The 1401-nt window shown below is 41.7% G+C and carries 3 protein-coding genes; all 3 read right to left on the bottom strand.

Annotated elements, in window-relative coordinates; translation table 11 throughout:
• On the bottom strand, nucleotides 1-653 hold a 653-nt coding region (locus tag A3735_RS06465; protein WP_068637798.1), incomplete at its 3' end, for a glycerophosphodiester phosphodiesterase.
• Nucleotides 654-680: 27 nt separating this feature from the next.
• On the bottom strand, nucleotides 681-1121 hold the full coding sequence (locus tag A3735_RS06460; RefSeq protein ID WP_068506495.1) for a TerB family tellurite resistance protein: 441 nt from the start codon (nucleotides 1119-1121) through the stop codon (nucleotides 681-683).
• Nucleotides 1118-1401, bottom strand: a 284-nt coding sequence (locus A3735_RS06455; RefSeq protein WP_304439970.1) for a transaldolase family protein, incomplete at its 5' end; no start/stop codon positions are given. The genes A3735_RS06455 and A3735_RS06460, both read right to left, overlap by 4 nt.

Below are 1401 nucleotides of genomic sequence, written 5' to 3'. Positions count from 1 at the left end.
TTTAGGGTTTCCATTCTTTCAATACTATTCACCGTCCAACATGATACCTCAAGCCCATAAGATTTTGCGTTTCTCAATAAGGTTGGGCTAATCAACCTGTTGTTGATGACCAGTAGCTTGCAATCGAGCGATACAGCGGTCTTCAATGGCCTGCGATACCGGTATTCTGCGACATAGCCGGTGTCTATTTCTGGCGATAATCGGTTTATTTCATGTAGAATCCAGCGGCTGGCAGAAGTAACCGTTGCCTTATCATAAAGATTATTGCTGCGAAAAAAATCTTGTAATCGCTTTACAATTAGTTTCAATACATGCCGATGATCGTTCTTTACTTCAAATTGCCAGCTTCGAGTATTTGGTACGCTATCTACCACTTCTTGTAGGTGTGGAATGTAACAGGGAGAGTGCCAGCCTGGTGTATTATGTCGGGAATCAACTTTGCTTAGAAAAGAATAGGGATAATGAGCTATCTTGCCTTGCAGGTTGCTTGTGCGTGACAAATTTCGGTCGTGATAGACTACCAACTCTCCATCTGAAGATAATTGAATGTCTAACTCGAAATCCAAACAGCCATTTGATTGAGCATGAATAAAGCCCGTTACAGTGTTTTCCGGCGCTTCGTTCCGAGCACCTCTATGTCCGATAATTATCATTTATGACGTCCGTTCTAAAACTAAGTGCTATATATTACTAGCTTCGTGTTTCGCTTTGATGAACAGGGTGTGAGGTATATAAATCAAATCACTGACCTTTCTGATCAGGTGCTCTTCATAACGATCAATATCGCTATCAGCGTAAGCAATTTTCCACATCGCAAGAATTAAGCGATATTTTGAGTCGCTATCAAACTTTTTATTTATAAGGTCGGTATGTTCCCAAAGCGAGGTGGCAGAGCGAGATAGTTCGCGCGCTTCACGGATTAAAGCGTCAGTGTCACTGATTGAAAGCTGAAACGCAGATGCACAATGCTCTTGAAGTACCAGCCACTCAGACTCGGTTTGTTTATGGTCCGCATTAATAACCTCAATTAATAATGCGGTAGCAACTGTAGAAATGTCAGTTTCAGATAGTGCTTGGTCTTGATTTGATTGTGTTATTTTGGCAATTAAACGCTGAATCATTCTGGGTGGTCTCTGAGCAAGCCTTCTAAGGCTACTTGGTCAATAGCAAATTTTCTGATGCCTTCAGCTAGTTTTTCAGTTGCCATTGGAGATTGGTTCATATTCCAGCGAAAGCTTGCTTGATCAGTTACTAAACCTTGTGTCGAAGTCGAATTTGGTACAATCAGCTTTCGTTCGAGGCTACCATTGTCACAAGATAGTTGTTTCAGTAGTTCCGGGCTAATGGTAAGCCGGTCACAGCCAGCTAGTTGCTCAATTTCATCAGTATTTCTAAAGCTTG

The sequence above is a fragment of the Oleiphilus sp. HI0061 genome (assembly GCF_001635675.1).
This window is presented reverse-complemented; position numbering and strand designations above follow the sequence as displayed.